This is a genomic window from Microbacterium sp. UBA837 (assembly GCF_002296025.1).
Taxonomy (GTDB): Bacteria; Actinomycetota; Actinomycetes; order Actinomycetales; family Microbacteriaceae; genus Microbacterium.
The window spans coordinates 1-2441 of the sequence record NZ_DBHD01000023.1 but is presented as its reverse complement, the minus strand read 5'-3'; the positions used below and the strand labels follow the sequence as shown (position 1 = coordinate 2441).

Genomic DNA, 2441 nt, shown 5'->3' with positions numbered 1-2441 from the left:
CGACACGACGGGCACCGAGACGACGTCGACGATCGATCAGTGGGCCGCGCGCCTGCTTCGCACGCGCTGGATCGTCCGCGCCCCGATTCCGCTGTTTCGCGCGGGGCTTGGCTGGTTGTTCGGCGGCAGGTTCGTGATGGCCGAGCACATCGGCCGCAAGAGCGGCCAGCCGCGCTACGTCGTGCTTGAAGTGATCGAACGCGAGACGAACGCGCTCCGCGTCGCTTCCGGCCACGGCTCGCGCGCACAGTGGCTCAAGAACCTCCAGGCCAACCCCGCTGCCCGGCTCTGGGTCGGTCGCTCGAAGGGCGTGGCGGCTACTGCCCGCATCCTGCCTGAGAGCGACGCAGCGGCGGTGCTTGCCCGCTATGCCCGGGTGCACCCGGATGCCTGGGACCACCTCAAGGGGGCGATGGACGAGCTGAACGGGGGAGAGACGACCATACCCGTGGTCGAGTTCACCCCGCCTTCGCGCTGATCGCGCCGCTGAGTCCGCGCCGAACCGCGCCGCTGACCGTCAGCTTTCGAGCACCGCGCCCACGTCGTACGCGCTGACAGTCTCGAGTTGGTCGTACGTGCACGAGCGCGGGTCACGATCCTCGCGCCACCGCACGAACTGCACGGTGTGGCGAAAACGCCACTTCTCGAGCTGGTCGTAGCGCACCTCGAGCACCAGTTCGGGGCGCAGCTGCACGAACGACACATCCTTGCCCGAGGTAAAGCGAGACCGCTCCCCCTCGCCGGTCACCGCGGCGCCGGCCTCGTCGCGCTCGACGAACGGTTCGAGCTCGTCGACGAGCTCCCGTCTGCGCTTGTCCGACCACGCTGCCACCCCGCCGACCTGGACGAGCTGACCCTCGTCGGTATAGAGACCGACAAGCAGTGAGCCGACCCCGCTCCCGCTCTTGTGCACCCGGTAGCCGAGCGCGACGACATCCGCCGTGCGCGCGTGCTTGATCTTGAACATCGTCCGCTTGCCCGGCGCATAGGGCTGGGCGAGGGGCTTGGCGACCACGCCGTCAAGGCCCGCCCCCTCGAATTCATCGAGCCACCGAGCAGCCCGGTCGGGGTCGTCAGTCGTGCGCGTGACGTGCACCGGATGCGGCACGTCGCGCAGCAGGTCGAGGAGCTCAGCCCGCCGGGCCTGGAACGGCTCGCTCGCCAGATCGCGCTTCCCGCGCGCCAGGATGTCGAATGCGATGAACATCGCGGGGGTCTGCTCGCTCAGCATCCGCACCCGCGAGTCGGCGGGGTGGATGCGCTGCGTCAGCGCGTCCCAGTCCAGGCGCTGAGAGCCCGGCTCGCCCAGCGCGATCACGATCTCGCCGTCGAGCAGGCACGGTTCGGGAAGGAGCCGCGCAAACGCCTCGACGAGCTCGGGAAAGTAGCGCGTGAGCGGCTTCGCACCGCGGCTGCCGATCTCGACATCTGTCCCGTCCCACGACACGAGCGCGCGGAAGCCGTCCCACTTCGGTTCGAAGCTCAGACCGCCGGCGACCGCATCAGGCGCGGGGATGCGGTCGACGGACTTCGCGAGCATCGGCTCGGGAATCGCATAGCGCATGCGGTCAGCATCCTGTCTGTCGGGGGTAGCTGTCCAGCCCGGGCGTCAGGACGGCGCCGGTTCGGTGCTCTTGCGTCGTGCCCACCGGGCGGGGGTGTTCGGGCCGTCCCACACCTGCACGATTCCCCACGCCACTGCCGTGATCGGCACGGCGAGGACTGCGCCGACGATTCCGCCGAGCACGGTACCGACCGTCAGGGCGATCAGGATGACGAACGAATGCAGCTTCATCGAGCGCCCCATCAGCACCGGTTGCAGGAAGTTTCCTTCCAGCTGGTTGACGAGCACGATCAGACCGACGACGAACAGCGCGTTGACCCAGCCGTTGGCGACGAGCGCGACGAGCGCTGCCAGGATCCCTGCGAGGGTCGCCCCGACGATCGGGATGAAGGCGAGGAGGAAGACCAAGACCGCCAGGGGGAGGGCGAGCGGGACGCCGAGGATCCACAGGCCGATGCCGATCCCGACCGCGTCGACGAACGCGACTGACGCGGTACCTCGGACGTAGGCGCCGAGCGTCGACACCGTCTTGTCGCCGATGCGGCGAGCCCGCGCTTCGGCGGAACCGCGGAACGGGCGGAGCAGAAACTCCCACATCCGCGGGCCGTCCTTCAAGAAGAAGAAGAGCACGACGACCAGCAGGACGAAACCGGTCGCGAAGTTAGCCACGACGCTGACGCCGGCGATGGCCCCAGTGCCGAACTGGGCACTCGTGATGAAGTCCTGAATCGACGAGATCCACTCGTCGATCTGCTGCTGATCGATCCCGAACGGCAGCGTCTGCACCCATTCCCAGAGCTTCTGGGCACCGGCCTCCGCCTGGCTGTAGAGCGAATCCCACTGATCGCGAACCGCCCAGACGATGAGCCAGCCGACG

At 68.4% G+C, this 2441-nt stretch carries 3 protein-coding genes; 1 reads left to right on the top strand and 2 read right to left on the bottom strand.

The window, feature by feature from the left end:
• Positions 1-478, top strand: a 478-nt coding sequence (locus B3587_RS02050; protein WP_292726161.1) for a nitroreductase family deazaflavin-dependent oxidoreductase, incomplete at its 5' end; no start/stop codon positions are given.
• Between the two features lie 39 nt (positions 479-517).
• Here the strand turns inward: B3587_RS02050 and B3587_RS02045 are convergent.
• Together B3587_RS02045 and B3587_RS02040 are read right to left on the bottom strand one after the other, a co-directional pair.
• Positions 518-1564 (bottom strand): ATP-dependent DNA ligase, encoded by a 1047-nt coding sequence (locus tag B3587_RS02045; RefSeq protein ID WP_292726159.1) that lies wholly within the window; start codon positions 1562-1564, stop codon positions 518-520.
• A gap of 45 nt (positions 1565-1609) precedes the next feature.
• On the bottom strand, positions 1610-2441 hold an 832-nt coding region (locus B3587_RS02040), incomplete at its 5' end, for an AI-2E family transporter (RefSeq protein WP_292726158.1).

What these genes read in the sequence shown, in the direction of transcription:
- B3587_RS02045 (WP_292726159.1), bottom strand. Translation starts at nt 1,564, where the DNA reads ATGCGCTATGCGATTCCCGAGCCGATGCTCGCGAAGTCCGTCGACCGC.